Annotated in this window: 19 protein-coding genes and 1 tRNA gene; 10 read left to right on the forward strand and 10 right to left on the reverse strand. The window is 58.1% G+C overall.

The features are described from left to right. Positions 1-80: 80 nt before the first annotated feature. From VGR81_14605 to VGR81_14620, 4 genes are all read left to right on the forward strand, one after another. Positions 81-1,004: a hypothetical protein gene (locus tag VGR81_14605; GenBank protein HEV2290171.1), complete on the forward strand. Its 924-nt coding sequence runs from the start codon at positions 81-83 to the stop codon at positions 1,002-1,004. Positions 1,005-1,094: 90 nt separating this feature from the next. Further along, positions 1,095-1,952 carry an ABC transporter ATP-binding protein gene (locus VGR81_14610; GenBank protein HEV2290172.1) on the forward strand — a complete coding sequence of 286 codons (858 nt, stop codon included), beginning with the start codon at positions 1,095-1,097 and terminating at the stop codon, positions 1,950-1,952. Beyond that, the gene (locus VGR81_14615) at positions 1,949-2,782 is read left to right on the forward strand and encodes an ABC transporter permease (protein ID HEV2290173.1); all 834 of its coding nucleotides are present in this window, start codon (positions 1,949-1,951) and stop codon (positions 2,780-2,782) included. The genes VGR81_14610 and VGR81_14615 overlap by 4 nt, the downstream gene beginning before the upstream one ends. Positions 2,783-2,920: 138 nt before the next feature. Beyond that, a tRNA-Ile gene (locus tag VGR81_14620) sits at positions 2,921-2,996 on the forward strand. A gap of 28 nt (positions 2,997-3,024) precedes the next feature. On the opposite strand, the gene VGR81_14625 is transcribed toward VGR81_14620, so the two are convergent. The 4 genes from VGR81_14625 to msrP all read right to left on the reverse strand — a co-directional run bounded on the left by VGR81_14625 (position 3,025) and on the right by msrP (position 6,784). Beyond that, positions 3,025-3,411 carry a VOC family protein gene (locus VGR81_14625; GenBank protein HEV2290174.1) on the reverse strand — a complete coding sequence of 129 codons (387 nt, stop codon included), beginning with the start codon at positions 3,409-3,411 and terminating at the stop codon, positions 3,025-3,027. Positions 3,412-3,430: 19 nt separating this feature from the next. Next, a complete protein-coding gene (locus VGR81_14630; GenBank protein HEV2290175.1) occupies positions 3,431-4,975 on the reverse strand; it encodes a M20/M25/M40 family metallo-hydrolase in 1,545 nt (514 codons plus the stop codon). 181 nt (positions 4,976-5,156) lie between these two features. Then, a complete protein-coding gene (locus VGR81_14635) occupies positions 5,157-5,822 on the reverse strand; it encodes a protein-methionine-sulfoxide reductase heme-binding subunit MsrQ (protein ID HEV2290176.1) in 666 nt (221 codons plus the stop codon). A 2-nt stretch (positions 5,823-5,824) separates the two neighbouring features. Then, entirely contained in the window at positions 5,825-6,784 is a 960-nt protein-coding gene (gene msrP, locus VGR81_14640) for a protein-methionine-sulfoxide reductase catalytic subunit MsrP (protein ID HEV2290177.1), read from the reverse strand. A gap of 403 nt (positions 6,785-7,187) precedes the next feature. On the opposite strand from msrP, the gene VGR81_14645 reads away from it, so the two are divergent. The 3 genes from VGR81_14645 to ispG all read left to right on the forward strand — a co-directional run bounded on the left by VGR81_14645 (position 7,188) and on the right by ispG (position 11,025). Beyond that, positions 7,188-9,104 (forward strand): winged helix-turn-helix domain-containing protein, encoded by a 1,917-nt coding sequence (locus VGR81_14645; protein HEV2290178.1) that lies wholly within the window; start codon positions 7,188-7,190, stop codon positions 9,102-9,104. A 296-nt stretch (positions 9,105-9,400) separates the two neighbouring features. After that, positions 9,401-9,637: a hypothetical protein gene (locus VGR81_14650; protein ID HEV2290179.1), complete on the forward strand. Its 237-nt coding sequence runs from the start codon at positions 9,401-9,403 to the stop codon at positions 9,635-9,637. A gap of 101 nt (positions 9,638-9,738) precedes the next feature. Then, a complete protein-coding gene (ispG, locus tag VGR81_14655) occupies positions 9,739-11,025 on the forward strand; it encodes a flavodoxin-dependent (E)-4-hydroxy-3-methylbut-2-enyl-diphosphate synthase (protein HEV2290180.1) in 1,287 nt (428 codons plus the stop codon). A 1,169-nt stretch (positions 11,026-12,194) separates the two neighbouring features. Here ispG and VGR81_14660 read toward each other — a convergent pair. Then, on the reverse strand, positions 12,195-13,523 hold the full coding sequence (locus tag VGR81_14660) for a DUF1015 domain-containing protein (protein ID HEV2290181.1): 1,329 nt from the start codon (positions 13,521-13,523) through the stop codon (positions 12,195-12,197). 165 nt (positions 13,524-13,688) lie between these two features. Here VGR81_14660 and VGR81_14665 point away from each other — a divergent pair, with 165 nt between their 5' ends. Together VGR81_14665 and VGR81_14670 are read left to right on the forward strand one after the other, a co-directional pair. Then, on the forward strand, positions 13,689-14,366 hold the full coding sequence (locus tag VGR81_14665; protein HEV2290182.1) for an HAD-IA family hydrolase: 678 nt from the start codon (positions 13,689-13,691) through the stop codon (positions 14,364-14,366). Then, positions 14,363-15,226 carry a DUF3108 domain-containing protein gene (locus tag VGR81_14670; protein ID HEV2290183.1) on the forward strand — a complete coding sequence of 288 codons (864 nt, stop codon included), beginning with the start codon at positions 14,363-14,365 and terminating at the stop codon, positions 15,224-15,226. Before VGR81_14665 ends, VGR81_14670 begins: the two co-directional genes overlap by 4 nt. Here the strand turns inward: VGR81_14670 and VGR81_14675 are convergent. From VGR81_14675 to VGR81_14690, 4 genes are all read right to left on the reverse strand, one after another. Beyond that, a complete protein-coding gene (locus VGR81_14675; GenBank protein HEV2290184.1) occupies positions 15,186-15,554 on the reverse strand; it encodes a hypothetical protein in 369 nt (122 codons plus the stop codon). The genes VGR81_14670 and VGR81_14675 overlap by 41 nt on opposite strands. 103 nt (positions 15,555-15,657) lie before the next feature. After that, on the reverse strand, positions 15,658-16,248 hold the full coding sequence (locus VGR81_14680) for an SIS domain-containing protein (protein ID HEV2290185.1): 591 nt from the start codon (positions 16,246-16,248) through the stop codon (positions 15,658-15,660). 5 nt (positions 16,249-16,253) lie between these two features. Further along, complete coding sequence (locus tag VGR81_14685) at positions 16,254-16,637, reverse strand: DUF1634 domain-containing protein (protein ID HEV2290186.1); 384 nt, start codon at positions 16,635-16,637, stop codon at positions 16,254-16,256. Further along, positions 16,638-17,474, reverse strand: coding sequence for a sulfite exporter TauE/SafE family protein (locus VGR81_14690; protein HEV2290187.1), 837 nt, complete (start codon positions 17,472-17,474; stop codon positions 16,638-16,640). It abuts the gene before it with no gap. A 59-nt stretch (positions 17,475-17,533) separates the two neighbouring features. Here VGR81_14690 and VGR81_14695 point away from each other — a divergent pair, with 59 nt between their 5' ends. Next, positions 17,534-18,418, forward strand: coding sequence for a CpsB/CapC family capsule biosynthesis tyrosine phosphatase (locus tag VGR81_14695; protein HEV2290188.1), 885 nt, complete (start codon positions 17,534-17,536; stop codon positions 18,416-18,418). A gap of 78 nt (positions 18,419-18,496) precedes the next feature. On the opposite strand, the gene VGR81_14700 is transcribed toward VGR81_14695, so the two are convergent. After that, positions 18,497-20,359: a bifunctional homocysteine S-methyltransferase/methylenetetrahydrofolate reductase gene (locus tag VGR81_14700; GenBank protein HEV2290189.1), complete on the reverse strand. Its 1,863-nt coding sequence runs from the start codon at positions 20,357-20,359 to the stop codon at positions 18,497-18,499. Positions 20,360-20,443: the final 84 nt, after the last annotated feature.

The raw sequence follows: 20,443 nt of genomic DNA on the forward strand, positions 1-20,443 counted from the left end.
CTAAACGTAAATTAATTTTGATTTAAGGCTGGATCGGGACGGCCGGGGTAGTCTCTTCGTGAAAACCAGGAGGGGTACGCATGGGGAATAATTCTTCCGCGCGCGGCAGAACCATCGGCGCGGCCGTCATTGTCATCCTAATTCTTGCCGCGTGGTTTGGGTTTGGAGGCACGCGCCGTTTGACGCAAAACTTCTTCGATTCCCTGAGAATGCGGAAAGCGCAGGCAGTCAACGTGGACCTGTCGAATTTTGTAGGGCCGAATGCCAATGCGGCGCTGCAACAGATGGTGACGCAAATGATTTCAGACAAGGTCGCCGTGACCGTCAACGAAAAAGCGCAGCCCGCATCGGACGCCGCAGCAGCGAGCAAGCTGGCAGGCTTTTCCGTGCAGCTTTTCGCGGGCCGTAAAGATGCTCCCGAAATCACCGTCGCCGGCGAGCACGCCTTCAATCTGACTGTAGATCGCACGCGGCTTCAGGCAATCCTGAAGGAGGCTGGGCGCCCGGACTTGGTTCTGCCGCAATCGCTCGACGGCGCCACAGTTGCCGTGACAGTTCCCAAGACTGTCCACGCGCGCTACGGCACGTGTCCCGGTCGGCCCAGCGCGACCGCCAATGTTGCGACTCCCCCGCCTTCCACCATGCAATACGACAATTGCGTGATGCTCAGCGAAGGCCCAAGTCCCGTGGTAAATGCGCCGCTTGGTTTGGACTTGCAGCAGCTCGCGGAGATCGGTCTGGAACTCGCGGGAATGACTCCGCCGCAAGCGAGGCAGTTCCTGCAAACAGTGAACTGGCAAGCAACGCTCGGAGTCTCGATTCCGCGCTTCATGCGTTCTTATGAAGTGGTGAAAGTCAACGGCGCTCAAGGCACGCTGCTGAACATGGCCGGCAGACGCGGCCCGACCTACGCGCTTCTATGGTCCAAGAATGGAATCGTTTATTCGCTTACGGGATTTGGAGATCCGAGCGACGCCGTCTCTCTGGCGAATTCGCTGCAATAATGATGACTCCGGGAGACGCAACTGCCAGCCGCAAATAACTTCGCTATTCATACGCAGGATCTGCGCAAGGAATACGGCCGCAAGGTCGCAGTGCGCAAGCTTTCGCTCACCGTGCCGCGCGGCTCCATCTTCGGATTTCTAGGGCCGAATGGCGCGGGGAAGAGCACGTCGATCAAAATGCTCCTGGGGCTGGTGAAGCCGACAAGCGGTCAAGGTTATGTGCTCGGCGCGCCCGCCGGAAACGTGGAAGTCCGCCGCAAAATCGGATTCCTGCCGGAACATTTCCGTTTTTATGACTGGCTGACGCCCGCCGAACTGCTGCGTTTTCACGGACGCCTTTGCGGAATGTCCGCCGCGCGGCTGCGCGAGCGCATTCCGGAAATGCTCGATCTCGTGGGACTCACGCCCCACCGCGACAAACACGTTCACGATTTCTCGAAGGGCATGATGCAGCGCATCGGTCTGGCGCAGGCGCTGATTCATGAACCGGAGATTATTTTTCTCGATGAGCCGACTTCGGGGCTCGATCCCATGGGGCGCCGGCTGGTGCGCGACGTGATTCGCGCGCAGCGCGAACGCGGCGCGACGGTGTTCTTGAATTCGCATTTGCTCAGCGAAGTGGAGATCACGTGCGACAACGTGGCCTTCCTCAAAGACGGCGAAGTAGTCGCTGCAAAAAATCTGAGCGCGCTTGGCCAGGAAGAGGTGCGCGCCGTCGCGCGTGTGCGAAAGCTTTCGCAGCAGGCAATCGCCGGGCTGGCCGCGTGGACCACTTCGGTGAATCTCGAAGGCGAGCAACTCATCGTCACGATGCGCTCGGCAGAGATTGTTCCGGATGTGCTCCGCCATCTCGCCGCTTCCGGCGCGGATGTTTATTCCTTCACGCCGGAACGCGCTTCGCTCGAGGATCTCTTCATGCGCATCATGGGGGAGGATCGCGGACTGTGAGAGGCTGCTGGGTCATGGCGGGAATCACGTTTCGCGAAGCCGCGCGCAAAAAAATTCTGTGGACGGCGCTGCTCGCCGGCCTCGGTTTCCTCCTACTGTTTGGGCTTGCGCTGCATTTTCAAATGAAGGATTTCGACGCGCGTTCGACTGCGCCGTTCATTCGATACGAAGTGCTCAGCTCCATGTTGATGATCGGGCTTTACGTCGTGGACCTGCTCGCCGTCGTGATGACGATCCTGACTTCCGTCGACACGATTTCGGGCGAAATCAATTCCGGCACGATTCATGCGATCGCCACGAAGCCCGTCCCGCGCTGGCAGATTCTTCTCGGCAAATGGGTTGGATTTGTGGGCATGATCGCCGCGTTCGTCGCGCTCACTTTCGGCGGGACAATCGCCGTCGCCTATGGTTTGAGCGGCGTGGCGCCCGAAAATCCTGTTCATGGCGCGCTGCTGGTTTTTCTGGAATGCCTGCTGGTCTTGAGCGCCACGCTGATGTTCGGCACCTGGTTTTCCACGCTGACAAATGGCGTCATCGTGCTCGGCCTTCACGGTCTCGCGTTCATGGGAGGATGGCTCGAGCAAATGAGCGGATTCACGGAAAGTCCCCGCCTGGTCGCGGTCGGCATCTTCACAAGCCTCGTGATGCCGAGCGAATCGATTTGGCGTCGCGCCGCGTTCGAAATGCAAACGCCGCTGGCGGGCTCGCTGCCTTTCTCGCCATTCGCCAATGTCTCGATTCCGAGCGGAGCCATGATCGGCTACGCGGGATTTTATCTATTCGTTGCGTTCGTCATCGCAATCTATCACTTTGGCCGTCGCGATTTGTGATGTTGCGTCTCTTCGATCAGCGCAATTTCCACGGTTTTTTCGGGCGCATCTTTCGCGGGAATCGAAGCTCGCAAAGCGCTCGGCGACAATCCTTCCGCAGCCTCGCCACTCGTTTCAGTATAAAATGGCCATACGCGCGGGCCCGTAGCTCAACGGTTAGAGCAGCGGACTCATAATCCGTTGGTTCTAGGTTCGAATCCTAGCGGGCCCACCATCCTTCGCTCGCCGCTGCGATACGCAGCCTACCCCTGCGCCGCCGCTGCGAACTGCGCGAATGTGATGATGTGCCCGCCCGGATCTTTCACACCGATTTCTTTCGCGCCATAGAACGTCGTCCGCACCGGCATCACCACCTCCGCATTTTTCAACGCCGCGATCGTATCCTCCAGATTTTCCACCTCGACATAAAGAAAAGTCGGGCCTTTCGCGAACGATTTCAGCGCATCCGGATCCTTTTCCACGCTCGCATAGGTCTGATACATCACTTCAGCGTTGTCCTTGCTCAGCGCGGCAAAGGCGAGGCTGTCTCCGTCAGGCACTTCCACGGTTTTCTTGAAACCCAGCCGTTCCCAGAATGTGACGCACGGCTCCACTCGCTCCACGATTAATACCGCAGTGATTTTTTTCACGTTTATGCCCCTCATTTTCTCAGAACGGGCTCGTCGAAGGTGGCGGCAGCGGTTTCCGCGGAATCATCTCGTCGCGATTGGCCGTCAGATACACGAACGACGCCACGATCACCGCAATCTGCTTCATGTCCGGCTCGGAGATGCGCTCATAAACGTCCATGTTCGAATGATGCGTCCGCGTTTCGTATTCCAAGGGATCCTGAATGAACTGAAAACCCGGAATCCCGACGGCGTTGAACGAAAGGTGATCGGTCCCGCCGGTATTGCGAATCGTCAGCGTGGTCATGCCGAGATTGTTGAACGGTTTCATCCACTCGGCGAAAAGCGGCGCGACGGCTTCGTTGCCCTGCAAATAAACGCCGCGGATTTTCCCCGAACCGTTGTCAATGTTGTAGTAGGCATCGAGTGTTTGCTGCTCAGGCTTGAGTCGCATCGTCGTGGGATCGCCGAAATGATCCTTCACATACGCGCGCGAGCCGAGCAGGCCTTCTTCTTCTCCAGTCCACAGGCCGATTCGCACCGTGCGGCGCATTTTCAAGCCGCTTTCTTTGAGAATCCGCATCGCTTCAAGCATCACCGCCGAGCCCGCGCCGTTGTCCGTCGCGCCCGTGCCCGAATGCCACGAATCGAAGTGTCCGCCGATCATCACCACTTCACTGGCTTTGTCCGTGCCGGGAATCTCGCCGACGATGTTGAAGGAATTCAGATCGTCGTCGTAAAACTTGTTGGCGATGTTGATTTGCAGCGTCACGGGGATTTTCTTTTCCAGCAGGCGGTAGATGCGTCCGTAGCATTCGCTGGCCATCGCTACGGTGGGCAGCGATGCCGGACCGCTCGGATCATAGGACCCGCCGGACTGGACGAAAACCGTGCCATCGTCGCCGCGCGAAGCTTGTATCCATCCCGCGGCACCTTCGGCGGCCAAAAACGCCTGCAATTTTTCGCGTAGTGCCCGCATGGCGCGAAATTGCGCGAAGCGGTCCGTGTTTCGTTCGCCCGGCACTGGCTCGGCGGCGATCTCGGCGAGTTGCGCGTCTGTATAACGTTCCGCTTGTGGGTCGAAATGCAGCGGATCTTCAGGTGGCACTTGCGTCAGCACAAATTTCCCCTTGAGCTGCCCGCGATATTTCTCGAGGTCCTGCTCGTTATTGATGACGGCAAGCACGGCCGGCGCGGTGACCGGCCCATTCGTCCCCGGAGTCCACGCGAGCGGATACGCAATCAAAATATAAGGCCGCGGCGAAATCATCATCGCCGAAAAATTTTCGTTCGACCATCCGCGCCCGAAATGCCACGGCTCTGTGTGCACATTCGCCAGCCCCCATTGCTTCATCTGATCTTCTGTCCACTGCGCGGCGGCGCGCATGTTCGGAGAATTCGTGAGCCGCGGGCCATAGACATCGGTGAGGTAGCTCTCGATGTTCATCACCTGTGAATGATTGAAGCCGATGTCCTTGATGGTGTAAATAGCGTTCAGGTCGGCCTGCGACGGCGCTTGCGCCGTGGCCGGCAGGACCGCAAAGATGCTCAGCAACGCGAGGAAAGCAATTCCGATCTTTCGCACAATCATCCTCCGCAATCATCTCTGAAGAGCCAGGTCTTTGGCGTGCAGACCTGCGCGAGAAAAGCTGTCCCAGTGTGAGACGTGAAGGCCGCGAGAGCCGTTACAGGAGGAGGCCCGGATTCGCCGGCCGAGGATCTGCCGGTTTGCGATTTTTATCCTCGATTTTCTGCGAAGTGCGGCGTCAGGCCATTTCTGCAGTAGGGGGTTCTTTGCTTGGCAGAGTCCGTACTCCCGAGCGCTGCCGTCGGCTGTAAATCCAGTAACCGATGCGCCACGCAAGCAGAGTCCCGACCATCCAGGCGTATTGCAACGGTTTGGTTTCGTCCGATTTCACCAGCCAGTAATAATGAATCACGCCGGCGATAGCCGCGAAATAAATCGCGCGATGCAGCAATTGCCATTGTTTTCCGCCGAGGCGCCGGATCCATCCGGCCGTCGAAGTGATCGCCAGCGGAAGCAGCAGCACAAATCCCGTAAAACCGACGGTGATGTAGCGGCGCTTCAGGACGTCCGTCCACATCTCATGAAGATTGAAAAAATGGTCCAGCACGACCCATGACAGGAAGTGCAGACACACATAGAAAAACGCAAACAATCCCAGCATTCGCCGGAAGCGAATCAGCAGCGGCAGGTGCAGCATTTTTCGCAGCGGCGTAACGCACAAAGTGATGATCAGGAAACGGATCGTCCAGTCGCCGGTCCAGTGCTCGACAAATTCGATGGGATTGGCCGTCAGGTCATCCTGATAGCCCTTCCACAGGAGAACTCCCAGCGGCACGAGGCAAAGGAGAAACACAACCACTTTCGTCCATTTGCTCGTCAGGATGGAATTCAGCGCGCGCTTCACGATTAAAAATTCTTGCGCAGGTCCATGCCCGTGTACATGCTGGCGACCTGGTCGGAATATCCATTGAACATCAGCGTCGCACGCCGGAAAAAATCGCCCAGTCGCCGTTCGGTCGCCTGGCTCCAGCGCGGATGATCAACGTGCGGATTCACGTTGGCATAAAAACCGTATTCGAACGGAGCAGACATATTCCACGTTGTCGATGGCTGGTTTTTCACAAAACGGATTTTCACTAGCGACTTCGCGCTCTTGAAGCCGTATTTCCACGGAATCACGACGCGCACCGGCGCTCCGTCTTGATTTGGCAGCGTCTCGCCGTACATTCCGACGCACAATAGCGCCAGCGGATTCATTGCCTCATCCATGCGCAAGCCTTCGACGTAAGGGAGGGGAATTCCCGCGCTGGGGCCTTCCGGCATTTGGCTGACGTTGTAATAGCTCTCGAACGCCACGTAGCGCGCCTTCGGCGTCGGTTCCGCCACCTTCATCAGATTGCTTAGTGAATATCCGATCCACGGCACCACGATCGACCATGCCTCCACGCAGCGATGCCGGTAAATGCGCTCTTCCAGCGGCGCGATTTTCATGATGTCGTTCATGTTCAGCTTGAGCGGTTTTTTCACTTCGCCTTCGATGGATACGGTCCACGGCGTCGTGCGGAAATTCCTGGCGTTGACCGATGGATCTCCCTTGTCCGTGCCGAATTCATAGAAGTTGTTGTAGGTGGTGACGTCTTTTTCCGGCGTGACGGGCTCCGTCGTGCTGCCCGCCCATTTCGTGAACCCGCTCAGTTGCACCGGCACAGACCCTGTCGCCGGTCCGCTCATCCACTGCGAAAAGCTCTTCCATCCGCTGACCGCGGCTCCTGTGGCTGCCAGCCCAAAAAGAAAATTTCGCCGGTTCGTGTAGACGCCCTTCGGCGTCACCTCCGAGTACGATAATTGCGGCACGTTCTTATCCATGGATGGAATTCCTCCATCTGAAGTACTTGCCCGCAGGCGCATTGGATGTTTCGCTCACAGAGCCTTTAGATGCAATAGGGTTCGGGCCGGATGGCGCCAATTCCGCTTCATTTTAGCGCCGAAGGGCGCCGGTTTCGGCCCTTGAATTCGCAGAGCGTGGCGAATCGATTCCCTCGGCGCGAATGGTTCCCTCCAAATCGTCAGCTCCCTTGATGATTTTGCTTTGCTCCTCCGCAAGGTCGGATCGGCTCCCAAAGCTCATTTGCTCGACGGATCCTGTACTGGCAACCGGCCTGGCCTCAAAGGCTTATTGCCTCTACTGGACGCATGACCCTCGGCGTCCTTCGTGATAGAATCACGGCCTGCAACCGACCTGCAGGAATTGACTAACGGTTTCTGGCCAATGTCTCTCTCATCGCCTCAGAGGATTGCTCGATTCGGCGTTTTCGAAGCAGATTTGCGCCTCGAGGAACTCCGCAAGCGCGGCTCCAAAATCAAAATTCAGGAGCTGCCCTTCCACGTTCTCGCCATGCTTCTCGAAAGACCCGGCGAGATCGTCACGCGCCAGGAACTTCAGAAGCGCATCTGGCCCTCCGATACGTTCGTCGACTTTGAAGACGGTCTGAACACCGCCATCCGCAAGCTGCGCGAATCGCTCGGAGACGATGCCGAAAATCCTCGTTTTGTGGAGACGGTTCCTCGCCGCGGGTACCGTTTTATCGCGCCGGTCACGGTCGAGCCGACTGGCGACCCACCGGCGAGTCCAGTTTCCGCTATGCCGCAGCGAACCGCTGGAGGTTCGGCAACCAAGTCGAAAATTCACGACCGGGTTTTCGCTGTTGTCATCGTCGTGATTTGCGCGGGCCTCGTTTTGGGATGGCTTTACTGGCGTCATCGCGCCGCGAATCCTCCGGTCGCAGAACAACGCATTCGCTCTTTGGCCGTGCTTCCTTTCGAAAATCTTTCCGGAGATCCGGGCCAGGATTATTTCGCCGATGGCATGACCGACGAGCTGACCACCGACATCGCCCAGCTCGGTTTCCTGCGCGTCACATCCCGCAGCTCGGTCATGCAGTACAAAGGTAAAGATCAGCCCATCGCCGAGATCCGCCGGCAGTTGAATGTGGATGCCGTCGTGGAAGGCTCCGTCGCGCGCTCCGGCGATCTCGTGCGCATAAACGCCCAGCTCGTGGAAACCGCCGATGATCGTCACATCTGGGCACAGAGTTTTGAGCGCGACGCGCGCGACATTGTCGCTTTGCAGGACGACGTCGCCCGCGCCGTGGCCCAGACCATCCAGCTCGTCTTGCAGCCGGGAGAGCAAGCGCGCCTCGAAAACGCCCGGCCTGTCAGCGTCCAGGCTTACGAAGCCTACCTTCGCGGCCTCAGCGCGCAAAACCGGCGCACGGCAGACTCTCTGAACAAGGGCGTCGAGTATTTCACGCAAGCCACCACGCTGGATCCGGCCTTCGCGCCCGCGTACGCCGGGCTGGCCAATAGCTTCGATCTGTTGAGCGATTACGGCGTCGTACCCGGCCGCGACGCCATACCCAAAGCCAAGACCGCTGCACAACGCGCTCTCGCGCTCGATGATTCGTTGGCTTCCGCCCATGCCGCCTTGGCATTCGCTCTCTGGCATTACGATTGGGACTGGAAAACTGCCGATGCCGAATTTCTGCGCGCTCTGGCGCTCAATCCCAATGACGCTCATGCACACCACTGGTACGGCTTGTTTCTCGCCGCGAAGCGCGATTTCTCCGGAGCGTCGCGGCAATTGCAAATCGCCGGGGAATTGAATCCGCTGTCGCTCATTATTCAAACGAATGTCGGATGGGTGCACTACTATCAGCACGATTTCGCCAGATCCGAAGCGGAGTTTCTCAAGGTCTTGGAGCAGGACTCTAATTTCACGTCGGCAAGCACCAAGCTCTGGCTCGCCTATGCCTGCGATGGCAAGCATCCGCAGGCGCTTCAGGCTCTCGAAAACGATTTACGCAGCCAGGGCCAAATTGCTCGCATCGCCATCATCGAGAAAGCGAATCGCACCGGCGGTTTCGACGCGTCTGTTCAGGCTTTGATCGACACCATGCACGAAGAGGCCGAGCCCGGAACGATCAATCCCTACCATTTGGCCATGTTGAATGCGCTTATCGGGAAAAAGCAGGAAGCTCTGGCTCAACTGCGAAAAGCGGACGAGGATCGCAATGACTGGCTGGTCTATATCGGCATAGACCCGGCCTTCGATTCGCTTCGTTCCGATCCCGAATTTCAGAAAATCGTCGCTGATGTCCACATTCCTGTGGCTCCGGGCTCGCACTGATTTTTTCGGCAGAGTTTTTTACGGCTAAGCCGGCGAAATGCCGGCGCGACTCCCGGTCTGCATCGCTCCCTCGCACCTGTCTCTTCGTACAGGGATTTCCTCTCACGCGTCATTCTCCAGCGCTTTGCTTGACCCTGTGACACTCGTCACCTAGCCTGAACATAGTACTTTGCGCTTGTATTTTGGCGCTCTTCCTCATCGAGGGGCATATGGGTATTCGCGAATGTCCATTTTGTGGGTGGAAGATCTCTGATTCATTCAGAGATTGTCCGCACTGTCATGAAACGGTGCCTGGTGTGCCCCAGATCGGTGCACGCTCTTACGCACAGAAGAGGGGTACGATCCGCCGCGGCCTCTTCTACATGCTGCTCGTCGCCGCCATTGACTATTTTCTGTCTCCCAGCAGCCCCTACAAATTCAACGTTCCCTTTGCTCCCTTGTTGCCCCTGCTGACCACCTATTTCCTCCCGCTCTTCTTTTTCCTGGGTCTCGGCATCACCCTCTACGGTCTCTTCCAGCACGTCCGCGAATAGTTTCGCAATAAACACCCTCGCCGACTGGCATCCTTCCATTGAATTCCGATAGAATGATTCTATTCAATGCGGCGGAAGCAGTTTTTCGCCGGGATGGCTCCATGCAACCAGCAATCGCGCAGCGGCACAAAACGGTCGGCGTAAAGGTCGGCAAAGTCCAGGTCGGCGGCGGCGCGCCCGTCGTCGTGCAATCGATGACCAACACGGACACGGCAGACGTCGAGAGCACCGTCCGGCAATATCTTGAACTCGCGCAAGCTGGCTCGGAAATCGTGCGCGTCACAGTCAACGTTCCTGAAGCCGCTGCGGCCGTCGCCGAAATCAAACGTCGTGTGCTCGATGCCGGCTGCGACACGCCGCTCATCGGCGATTTTCACTACAACGGCCACGTTCTGCTCACGAAATATCCCGACTGCGCCAAGGCCCTCGACAAATACCGCATCAATCCCGGCAACGTCGGCAAAGGCGCGCGCCGCGACGAACAGTTCTCTACCATTTGCAAAGTCGCCGTCGACAACGGCAAGCCCGTGCGCATCGGCGTCAACGGCGGCTCGCTCAATCAAGAGCTCGTCATGCAGAAAATGCAGGAGAATACCGACCGCAATCTCGGCCTCGCCTCCGAAGACATCATCAACGAATGCATGGTCATCTCCGCTCTGCAATCCACGGAACTCGCGCTCGCTTGCGGTCTGCGCAAGGATCAAATCATTATTTCCTGCAAAGTTTCCCGTCCGCGCGATCTTGTCAGCATTTATCGCGAACTCGCGCGCAAAACCGATCAGCCGCTGCATCTCGGCCTCACCGAAGCCGGCATGGGCGCGAAGGGACTCGTCTGGTCCGCGTCCTCCATGGCGATTTTGCTCAGCGAAGGCATCGGCGACACCGTGCGCGTCTCGCTCACTCCGCGCCCCGGCGGCGACCGCCGCGACGAAGTCTACGCCGCCTGCGAATTGCTTCAGGCTCTCGGCCTGCGCTCCTTCGCGCCGAGCGTCACCGCATGCCCCGGCTGCGGACGCACCACCAGCTCCACATTCCAGGAATTGGCCGAGCGCACCCAGCAATACATTCGCGACAAAATGCCCGAATGGAAGTCGCAGTATGAAGGCGTCGAGGAACTGAAGCTCGCGGTGATGGGCTGTATCGTCAACGGCCCGGGCGAATCCCGCGCCGCCAACATCGGCATCAGCCTCCCCGGCACCGGCGAAGAACCAAGCTGCCCCGTTTACATCGACGGCGAAAAATCCGTCACGCTGAAAGGCACGTACGACGAACTCGCCGCCGCTTTCCGCAAATTGCTCGATGATTACGTCGCCGCAAAATATCCCCGCCGCGCCCCCGGCTCCGCCGCGCCTCCGCCTCCATCGCGTCCCCTCCGCGTCCTGGCGTAACGCATCTGCCTTCTGCTTTTCCTTTGTCATTCTGAGGCGCGCTTTTGCGTCGAAGAACCCCGCCTCGACGCATTTCCCTGCCTTTTTTTATGTTCGTAGGGGCGCTGCTTGCCGCGCCCGCGCGAAGCACCGCTGGCGTCTCCGCGTTTTGGGATAACGTACTCTGCCTTCGGTTTTCATCTGTCATTCTGAGGCGCGCTTTGCGCCGAAGAACCTCGCCTCGACGCATTTCCCTGCCTTTTTTTATGTTCGTAGGGGCGCTGCTTGCCGCGCCCGCCGAACCGCCGCTCGCCTCCCCGCATCTTGGCATGATCCCTCCGTAACTTGTCATTCCGAGTGAGGATGCGATTAGCATCCGACGAGGAATCTGCTGTTCGCTTTTTGTAGGGTGCGCAGCGACTCGATCCTGCTTCTGTTGTCATCCTGAGCGCATTCGGCGAATTCGAAGGATCTCGCCTCGTGCCTGCTGCGGCTCCCAACTCGCGTTCGCCTGCGCCGAACGCCCCCCGTGTCCTGGCATAACGTAATCTGCCTTCAGTTTTCATCTGTCATTCTGAGGCGCACTTTGCGCCGAAGAATCTCGCCTCGGCGCATTTCCTTGCCTTTTTTATGTTTGTAGGGCTTCCTCACCGTGGCGAGGTGCCGCTTGCCGCGCCCGCGCGAAGCGCCGCTGGCGTCTCCGCGTTTTGGCATAACGTACTCTGCCTTCGGTTTTCATCTGTCATTCTGAGGCACGCTTTGCGCCGAAGAATCTCGCCTCGGCGCATTTCCTTGCCTCTCTTATGTTTGTAGGCGCGCTGCTTGCCGCGCCCGTTGCCTTTGGTAGGGGCGGGGTTTACCCCGCCCGTCGCGACTCCCCGAATCGCGTTGTTTCTGTAGGGCCGACCGCCTTCACCATCGGCCCGCTTGACCTGCGACCATCGATCGGATTTCAGTTCTCGCCACTTCCGCGTAAACCGAACCCTTCCGCGCATCCGCCGCAGGCGCGCGTAAGCCTTCACAATTTCCCCCAACGCGGAGAAATTCCCCCCGACTGGCAGTTCTAATCGACAGACCTATGAATTATTAGAATCGCCCGTAACTCCAACAAAACAACCCTCGACCTTGTTTCTAATCGACAGAGATAAGCACTTTGTCCAACGTATTTGGTTGCCTTGCGGATATCGTCTTCAGAGCCCGTAAATGCACAGCCCGCTCAGCAGTTTGGGGTAAAAATCGGTGGATTTTTGCGGCATGACGTTGCCAGCCAGCGCGATTTCCGCGACTTGCTTGACTCCCACGGCGTTGAGCAGAAACGCCGCCTGCGCCTCGCCGCGATCGACAGCCGCCAGCGCCGCATCCATTTCGCGCTCATACGTGATGTTCGATTCCGCTGCGACTTTCTCCGCTGTGATTCCCAGGCACTTGTGCAGCAGCAAACGATGCAGCAAGACAACGTCAAGCCGCCGCTGTGCAGGCGAAATATCCGGCAGCAATTGTTCGAGCGCAGCCGCATTTCGCAGCACGAGCAGAAAAAACGCCTTGCCGCCGCCGTAGACTCCGATCGTGTGTCCAGCGCGCCCGCGGCGTTCGAGGTCGCGCCGAAAATCGGCGAGGATTTCCGCACGCTCCTCCGCCGAAGCAAAAGGATATGCGTACCAGTTGAAATACTGCGACGCCGCCTTGAGGAATTTTTCCATCGAAAAGCTGGCCAGATTTCGCAGCAAGCGATGCGTCGGCAAAATCGTCAGCCCTTCCTGATGAATGTTGAAGCAAGTCCACATCGCCTTCTCGGATGACGCATCCGGGTCGACGCGCCCGGCCTTCGCGCGGCATTCGTCGCGATAGGCCAGCGCGGTTTCATAGCGATGATGCCCATCGGCGATGATCAGCTTTTGATCCGCCATCGTCGCGGTGATTCGCGCAATCGTTGGCGCGCCGGAAATCGTCCACAGACGATGCACCACACCATATTCATCGCGCATCTCTGCTGTCGCCGTTTGCTTCGCTGCTTCTTGCAGCAGCGCATCAACGCGCTTCGCGGGATCGTCGTAGAGCAGAAAAAGCTGGCCGGTCTGCGCGCGAAGATGACGCAGCAATTCGAGTCGGTCGACTTTTGGTGCGGTAAGCGTGCGTTCGTGGCGAAAGACGATTTTTTCTTCGTAGCCCGCCAATCGTCCCAGCGCGATGAATCCGCGCCGCTCGAGATGGCGATTGGTTCCCGGGACTTCGTAGTTTTGAAAATAGGCGTAAATCGCCGGCGCGGCGTCTTGCACAAGAACGCCTTGTGCGAGCCAATCTTCCAAATTTTTCGCTGCGCGCGTGTAAACATTATTTTCCGGCGAATCGCCGGAAAGCGATTTGCCTTTTTCGATGGAAATCAAATTGTAAGGACTCGCCGCGTAATACGCGTCCTGCATCGCCAGCGTGATTTTGTCGTACGGCTGCGTCAGCGCCTTTTCCAGCGCGACGCGATGAGCGTCATAATGCACTGCGCGGAATGGAAAAATCTCAGCCATCGTTTCCTCGGACGAATAAATCGCGCGTCGCGGAAATATTCGATTGTAGCAGTGCGGACGCCACTCTCCAATGTCCGCCAACATCGCCGCAAAAACGCCAGCGCACTGCGCCGAGCTTCGCTACAATGGAAGATTCAGGGAGCCATTTCCAGGCCACTATCAAAAATGTCCACGGTTTCCAACAACAGCAAAAAAATATCCGGCGTCAAGGCGCTCGCTTTCGATCTCGATGGCACGCTCGTCGATTCGAAGCTCGATCTCGTACTCTCGATGAATGCCACGCTCGTGCATCTGGGCCGCGAGCCTCTGGAGCACGAACAGATCGCCGGCTACGTTGGGGGCGGAGTTCCTTTGCTCATCAAGCGCGCGCTCGGCGAAGATGCCGCCGAGAGCGAAATCAACGACGGCATCGCATTTTTCCTCGATTACTATCGCCAGCACATTCTCGATAACACTATTCCGTATCCCGGCGTGCTCGAAGGACTCGATGCGCTCGCGGGACGCTCGCTGGCCGTGCTCACCAATAAGCCCGTGAAATTCAGCCAGGCCATTCTCGATGGCTTGAACATGAGCCAGTATTTCCGGTTCGTCTACGGCGGAAACAGCTTCGACAAGAAAAAACCCGACCCAATCGGACTAACAACGCTGCTGCGTGATTTCGGCGCCGCGCCACAGGAAATGATGATGGTCGGCGATTCGGATGTCGACGTTTACACTGCGCGGAACGCCGGCACGTGGGCCTGCGGCGTGACATACGGCCTCGGCAGCGCCAAGCTGCATCAGTGCCCGCCGGATTTGCTGCTCGACAGTCTCGCGGACTTGCCGGGATATATTCCGAAATGAACGACAGCACGTTTCGCATTTCCTCGCGTGACAAATCCGCGGCCCGCGTTCTCCTATTTTCTCTCTTCCTTCTCGGTTTCGGATTTTTGTTCTGCGAGCTTACAAATGCTCGCGCGCATTCGCCGGCTGATTCTCACGGCGTTCCGTTCTTTCGCATCGGCGAGCAGCTTCGCTATCGCGTGGACTGGCAGCGTTACGCCGGAGCAGCGTATGCAGAGTTGGACGTGGTGGATCGCGGGAATTTTTTCGGCGAAGATGCGTGGCACTTTCGAGCCTCCGTTCACACCGCGGAACCGGCCCGCGCGCTTTTTCCCGTTGATGACGAAGCTGATTCTTATGCGCGACTCGCCGGCCTCGCAAGTTTTCGTTTTCGCGAACATTTCGACGAGGCCGGAAAGCCCGAAGACACTTACGCCGAGCTGATTTCTTCCGGCGACGTTTCTGACGCGCGATGGACGCGCATCATCGTTCCAGAAGGCACGCACGATCCTGTTAGTGCGGTTTATTCGCTTCGTCAAATGGATTGGCGGCTTGCATCGGAAGTGCGCATTCCTGTTTACGACGGCGATGATCTCTATGAAATGGTCGCGCGCAGCGGCGGAACTGAAGAAGTGTCCGTGGAAGCGGGCAAGTACATCGCGAAAAAAATTACGATTCGCTTGCTCGAAAGTGGCCGCGAAGTTCCGGGCGAGCATTTCACGCTGTGGCTCGCAAACGATACGGTGGAGACGCCGGTTCGCCTGGACGCGCAATTGCCGCTGGGAAATTTCCGCGTGGAATTGACTTCCGGCGAGCAAGCGCAAAATCGGGAGAACGCTGTTAGTCCTCTACGGCGTTCCAGTCTTCCGGCGGGAAACTGATCTGCCAGAACTGCGGCGATGGTTTGGCGAACTCGATTCCCACCTGCGCTTTTCCGCCCTGCATCGCACCTACGTAGACAATCCTGCAGTCCTGCGTTTCGTTCGTGCCTTTGTGCATCATGGTGACTTTTTGATCGGCCTTGACCTCAGAGCGAAGCTGGATCAACGCGCCGTGCGCATTCACGACCAGAGACTTCGTCTCTTCCGAGAACTCTTTTCCGTCGGAGCCTTTTCCGCGCACAATGAGGGTCACAGAGAGCATCACGCGCAGGCTGCGGCGGCGGCCTTTGTCCGGCATCAAGGAACCGGATTCTGATACATTCGGCATCCTTCTACCTTAGCTACGCTGCGGCTCGACAGCAAACGACTCAGCGATTTGCAATACGTTTCAGTTAACAGAGGAGGGAATTAACGCAGGCAGAAAAATATCCTCACGCGCGAGACGCAGGAAAGCACATTTCTTCGATGAGCGAACACACGATATGCCCGATGGTGATGTGCGCTTCCTGAATGCGCTGCGCATTTCGCGAAGGCACATTGATCAGCAGATCCACTTTGGAGGCGAGATGCCCGCCCGTCTCGCCGGTCATGCCCACGAGCGAAGCGCCGCGCACCCGTCCGGCCTCGGCACCGCGAAGAATATTGGCGCTGTTTCCGCTGGTCGAAAGCGCCACGAGGACATCGCCTTGCGAAGCGAGCGATTCGATCTGGCGCGCAAAAACATTTTCAAAGCCGAGGTCGTTCGCCGCGGCGGTCAGCACGGATGCATTTGTTCCCAAAGAAATCGCCGACAGTCCGGGCCGGTCGCGATGCAAGCGCACGACAAGCTCCGCCGCGATGTGCTGCGCGTCGGCGGCGCTGCCGCCATTTCCGAAGAAAATCATTTTGCGATTGTTCTTCAGCGCCGCGGCGGCGATCTCGGCGAAACGCGCGATGCGCGCGAGCAGTTCAGCGGAAAAACTTTCTTTCACTCTGGCGCTTTCGCGAAGCTCGTCTTGAATTCGTTTGGTCCAATCAGACATGTTTTTTATCTTCCGACAAAGCTGAAAACCAGCACGGAAAGAACGATCAGAGTCAGAAAAACATAAGTCCAGTCTCTCTCCTTCAGAAATACAAAAACGCAAAAAGCCACGCGCGCAACGGGCGTGAGTGCCAGCAAGACAAGTCCAAACTGGATCCAATTGCGGCCATGCCAGGAAAGAATGCCGGTCAGAATCCTGTGAAATGACATCAAACTCGCGGGCTCTCTTTGAAATACACGGTAATCCGGCATGTGGAGTCCGTATTCGAATAAATAAAGGATTCCGCCGGCCAAGACGACGATGGACGAAATTATGACTCCGGTGCGGAGAAGCACCGAGATGGTGCTGTCCATACGCTCGTCGGTCCATCCATGCTTCGCTTCGGCCATTTAGAGTTTTCCCGTCAAGCCCTTTACGAGCATTTCGATTCCCAAGACCACAATCGTGGCGCTAAACAGCACGCGGAGATAATGCGTGGCCGCGCCGGGCATGATACGCGCTCCCATAAACGCACCGAACAAAACGCCGAGCATAACCGGCATGGCCAGCGAGGGGTCAATGTAGCCGCGGTGAAAATAGATTCCCGCGCTGGCCGCGGCCGTCACGCCGATCATGAAGTTGCTCGTGGCGGTGGAAACCTTGAACGGCGTTTCCATGGCTTGATCCATTCCCAGAACCTTGAGAGCGCCGCTGCCGATTCCGAGCAGGCCGGAAAGAATTCCCGCGACGTTGCAAACGAGAAATCCGACTGGCACGCGGCGAACCGTATAGGCCTTGAGTCCCTGTGGGGTCGGATAATCTCCGTTCAGTCGCAGCCACGCAGCAAGGCGGTCCGGTGACCGAGCGTCGCTGATATTTGGCGGCTTGCGGAGCGACAGATAAGCCGACAAAATCAACACAACCCCGAAGATGACGGCAATCGCCGAAGGAGAAACTTTAGCCACGAGATAGGCGCCATAGAGCGCGCCGAGCGTCGTGGCCACTTCGAGAAGCATGCCAATGCGCACGTTCGAATAGCCTTCCTTGACGTACGCAGCAGCCGCGCCCGAGGACGTGGCAATCACAGAGATGAGCGACGCTCCCGCAGCATAGTGAATATTCACTTTGAAGACGAGCACGAGGAGAGGAACGATGACCACGCCGCCACCCAGGCCGGTGAGCGATCCGAGCAACCCCGCGGCCAGCGAGCAGATCAGGATCAGCAGAGTGAAGAGGAAGACGTTCATCGAGGAATTCTCATTTGCGCGGGATTCGGGCGAGAAGGGCAAATGCCCTGTGCATTTTCATGACGAAAAAGATTCGCACATGTGCGGCGGCGCTGCAATTCGAATCTGAAATCGCGCTTACTCTTTCCATTCTTGCGCTCGTGGGTTATCTTCGGCATTTCATGATCGACATTCACTGCCATATTCTTCCGGACCTTGACGACGGCTCGGATTCGATGGAGACGTCTTTGGGAATGGCGGAGATGGCCATCGAAGACGGCGTGACGCACGTCATCGGAACGCCGCACGCGAACAGCACATATGCGTTCGCTCCGAAGCTGATGCGCGAACGGCGCGAGGAACTGCAGGAAAAACTGGGCGAGCGACTGGCGATCGCCACAGGCTGCGATTTTCATCTGACCTTCGAAAACATCGAAGCGCTGCGCGCCGATCCACTGCGCTTTACTTTGAATCAGAAAAATTACCTGCTCGTTGAGTTCGGCGATTTTTCGATTCCGCCGGCGATCGACAGAACGCTTCACGAATTGCAGCTTTTGGGCCTGCACCTCATCATCACGCATCCGGAGCGCAATCCGCTGATTCGTTCGCAGTGGGAATTGCTTTGGAACTGGATGCGGCAAGGATGCCTGGTGCAGGTGACGGCGCAGGCGATCACGGGAGGATTCGGTTCGCGCGCGCAGGCCGCGGCGGGGCGATTGCTGGATGCGGGCGCGATTCATTTCATTGCCAGCGACGCACATAACCTGACGACCCGGCCGTTGCGCTTGAAAGCCGCGTTCGAAGCGGTCGCGGAAAAAAAAGGCGAGGAAATGGCGCGGGCGCTTTTTGAATCCAATCCGCGCGCGGCGCTGGAGGGGCGGCCGCTGCCCTATTTGCCGGAGCCGGCGCAGTGGAAAGAAGCTCCGCGCGAGGGCAAGCCGCGGAAGCGATTCTGGTTTTTTTAACGGCGGGCACGAAAAAACTGGCCGCTGGATGCGCGGAAGCAATTCGCGGAGCGAGAAAAATCGCGCGCCCGGCGGCATTCACGAAAAAAGCTCCAGAATTTCCTCGTAGCGCTTGAACGGCGGAATCAGATAGGCGCCGTTCATTTCCGAACGCGCCCAATCGAGCATGCGGCGCGCCAGGGCAAAGCCGCGGTCGCGCGCCGCCGCTCCGGCGGATTCCAATTCCTTCAGAGTGGCTTCGGGAATCACGATGCCGGGGACTTCGTTATTCAAGCGCAGGGCCTGTTTGTAGCTGGTGAGCGGCCATAATCCGACGAGCACGGGAATCGGCGACTTGCCACCGATTTTTTTCAGGAATGCGTGCCAGTGCGCAGGATCGAAGATCGGCTGGGTCATCGCGAAATGCGCGCCGGCTTCGACCTTCGCGTGGAAGCGATGAATTTCTTCTTCTAGATTTTCCGCGACGGGATTCACGGCAACGCCGATGGTGAAATTCGTGGCGCTGCCGAGGCTTTTTCCGGCCCAGCCCATGCCCTGATTGAGACGCGCGAGCACTTTCACAAGCCCGATGGAATCCACTTCGTACACGCCGCTGATTTCCGGATGGTCGCCGAGCGATGGAGGATCGCCGGTGATGGCGAGCACATTACGAACGCCGCCGAGAGACCAAGCGCCGAGAAGCATCGCTTGCAGGCCGATGATATTCGCGTCGCGCGTGGTGAGATGGGGAATCGTCTCAATTCCTTGCGCCTCGAGCGCTCCGGCGAGCATCAGGGAATCCATTTCGACGCGCGCGTGCGAGCCGCTATTGATGTCGATGACGTCAGCGTGGCCGCTCGACATCACGCGTTTCACTTGCTCAAACACGCGATCCGTCGCGGTTCCTTTGGGCGGGTCGATCTCGACAGAGACGACGAATTTTCCTTCCTGAATTTTGCGCCAGAGGCGGCTTTCCGGCTCGCGCGTCGCAAGGCGAAGAGTTTTCTCACGCGGTTCGAGAGTCTCTTCGACGGCGCCATTCACAGGAGCGACCTGCGCAGCACGCGACGGACGGAAATTCTTCATGGCTTCAGCCATGGCGCGAATATGTTCGGGTGTGCTGCCGCAGCAGCCGCCGAGAATACGCACGCCGAGCGAAGCGGCGTCGCGGGCAAATTGCGCGAAATATCCCGGCGAGGATTTCGGATAGACGATGCGGTCGCCGACGCGCTTGGGGAATCCGGCATTGGGCATGGCGCTCAAGGGCAAGCCGGAATCTCTTGCAGCATTGGCCAGTTCGCGAAGAACGGGGAGCAAAAGCTGCGGGCCGATGGTGCAATTCGCGCCGATGACCTGAACCTGCTTCGATTTCAGTTTTGCCAGAGCTTCTTCGGGGCGCGTGCCGTCGAACGTGCTGCCCTCTTCGGTGTAGGTGAGTTGCGCGACGATTGGCGAACGCGAAAAAGAACGAATGGCATCGATGGCGGCGAGAAGCTCGTCGAGCTGGCTGAATGTTTCGAGAATGAAGAGATCCGCTCCGCGTTCTTCGAGGGCGACCGCCTGCTCGCGGAAAATCTCGCCCATCTCCGCAGGGAGAAGCTGCTGCGCGTGGCGCTGGATGCCGAGAGGGCCGATCGAGCCGGCGACGAGAACTTCGTGTGGCGAGGCTTCGCGCGCTTCGCGGGCGATTTTCACGCCGCGGTGGTTCAGTTCGGCGACGCGGTCGGCGAGACCAAGCGCGGCAAGCTTGTGGCGGTTGGCGCCGAACGTGTTGGTTTCGAGAATTTGCGCGCCAGCTTCGAGATACGCCTGATGCACGCGGAAAACGGCTTCGGGTTGCGTGGAGTTGAGCTCGTCGAGGCAGCGCTGCGGGCCGAGCAATTCATAGAGCATCGAGCCCATCGCGCCATCGGCGATGAGGACCGAATCGCGGAGCCGCTCGTTGAATTCCTCGATTTTCATTTTGCAGTGAGCTCCCTACGGGTTGCGCAAGCCCGGAAAGACGAACCGGCAGTATAACATTTAGGCCGGTAATGGCAGGAATGA

This window comes from Candidatus Acidiferrales bacterium (genome assembly GCA_035934015.1).
GTDB lineage: Bacteria > Acidobacteriota > Terriglobia > Acidiferrales > UBA7541 > DAHUXN01.

Excerpts from the sequence above, each read along its gene's own strand:
- VGR81_14680 (HEV2290185.1), bottom strand. The coding sequence starts at position 16,248 with ATGTCTGATTGGACCAAACGAATTCAAGACGAGCTTCGCGAAAGCGCC.
- VGR81_14675 (HEV2290184.1), bottom strand. The coding sequence starts at position 15,554 with ATGCCGAATGTATCAGAATCCGGTTCCTTGATGCCGGACAAAGGCCGC.
- VGR81_14660 (HEV2290181.1), bottom strand. The coding sequence starts at position 13,523 with ATGGCTGAGATTTTTCCATTCCGCGCAGTGCATTATGACGCTCATCGC.
- ispG (HEV2290180.1), top strand. The coding sequence starts at position 9,739 with ATGCAACCAGCAATCGCGCAGCGGCACAAAACGGTCGGCGTAAAGGTC.
- VGR81_14645 (HEV2290178.1), top strand. The coding sequence starts at position 7,188 with ATGTCTCTCTCATCGCCTCAGAGGATTGCTCGATTCGGCGTTTTCGAA.
- VGR81_14670 (HEV2290183.1), top strand. The coding sequence starts at position 14,363 with ATGAACGACAGCACGTTTCGCATTTCCTCGCGTGACAAATCCGCGGCC.
- VGR81_14700 (HEV2290189.1), bottom strand. The coding sequence starts at position 20,359 with ATGAAAATCGAGGAATTCAACGAGCGGCTCCGCGATTCGGTCCTCATC.
- VGR81_14605 (HEV2290171.1), top strand. The coding sequence starts at position 81 with ATGGGGAATAATTCTTCCGCGCGCGGCAGAACCATCGGCGCGGCCGTC.
- VGR81_14690 (HEV2290187.1), bottom strand. The coding sequence starts at position 17,474 with ATGAACGTCTTCCTCTTCACTCTGCTGATCCTGATCTGCTCGCTGGCC.
- VGR81_14695 (HEV2290188.1), top strand. The coding sequence starts at position 17,534 with ATGACGAAAAAGATTCGCACATGTGCGGCGGCGCTGCAATTCGAATCT.
- VGR81_14685 (HEV2290186.1), bottom strand. The coding sequence starts at position 16,637 with ATGGCCGAAGCGAAGCATGGATGGACCGACGAGCGTATGGACAGCACC.
- VGR81_14665 (HEV2290182.1), top strand. The coding sequence starts at position 13,689 with ATGTCCACGGTTTCCAACAACAGCAAAAAAATATCCGGCGTCAAGGCG.
- msrP (HEV2290177.1), bottom strand. The coding sequence starts at position 6,784 with ATGGATAAGAACGTGCCGCAATTATCGTACTCGGAGGTGACGCCGAAG.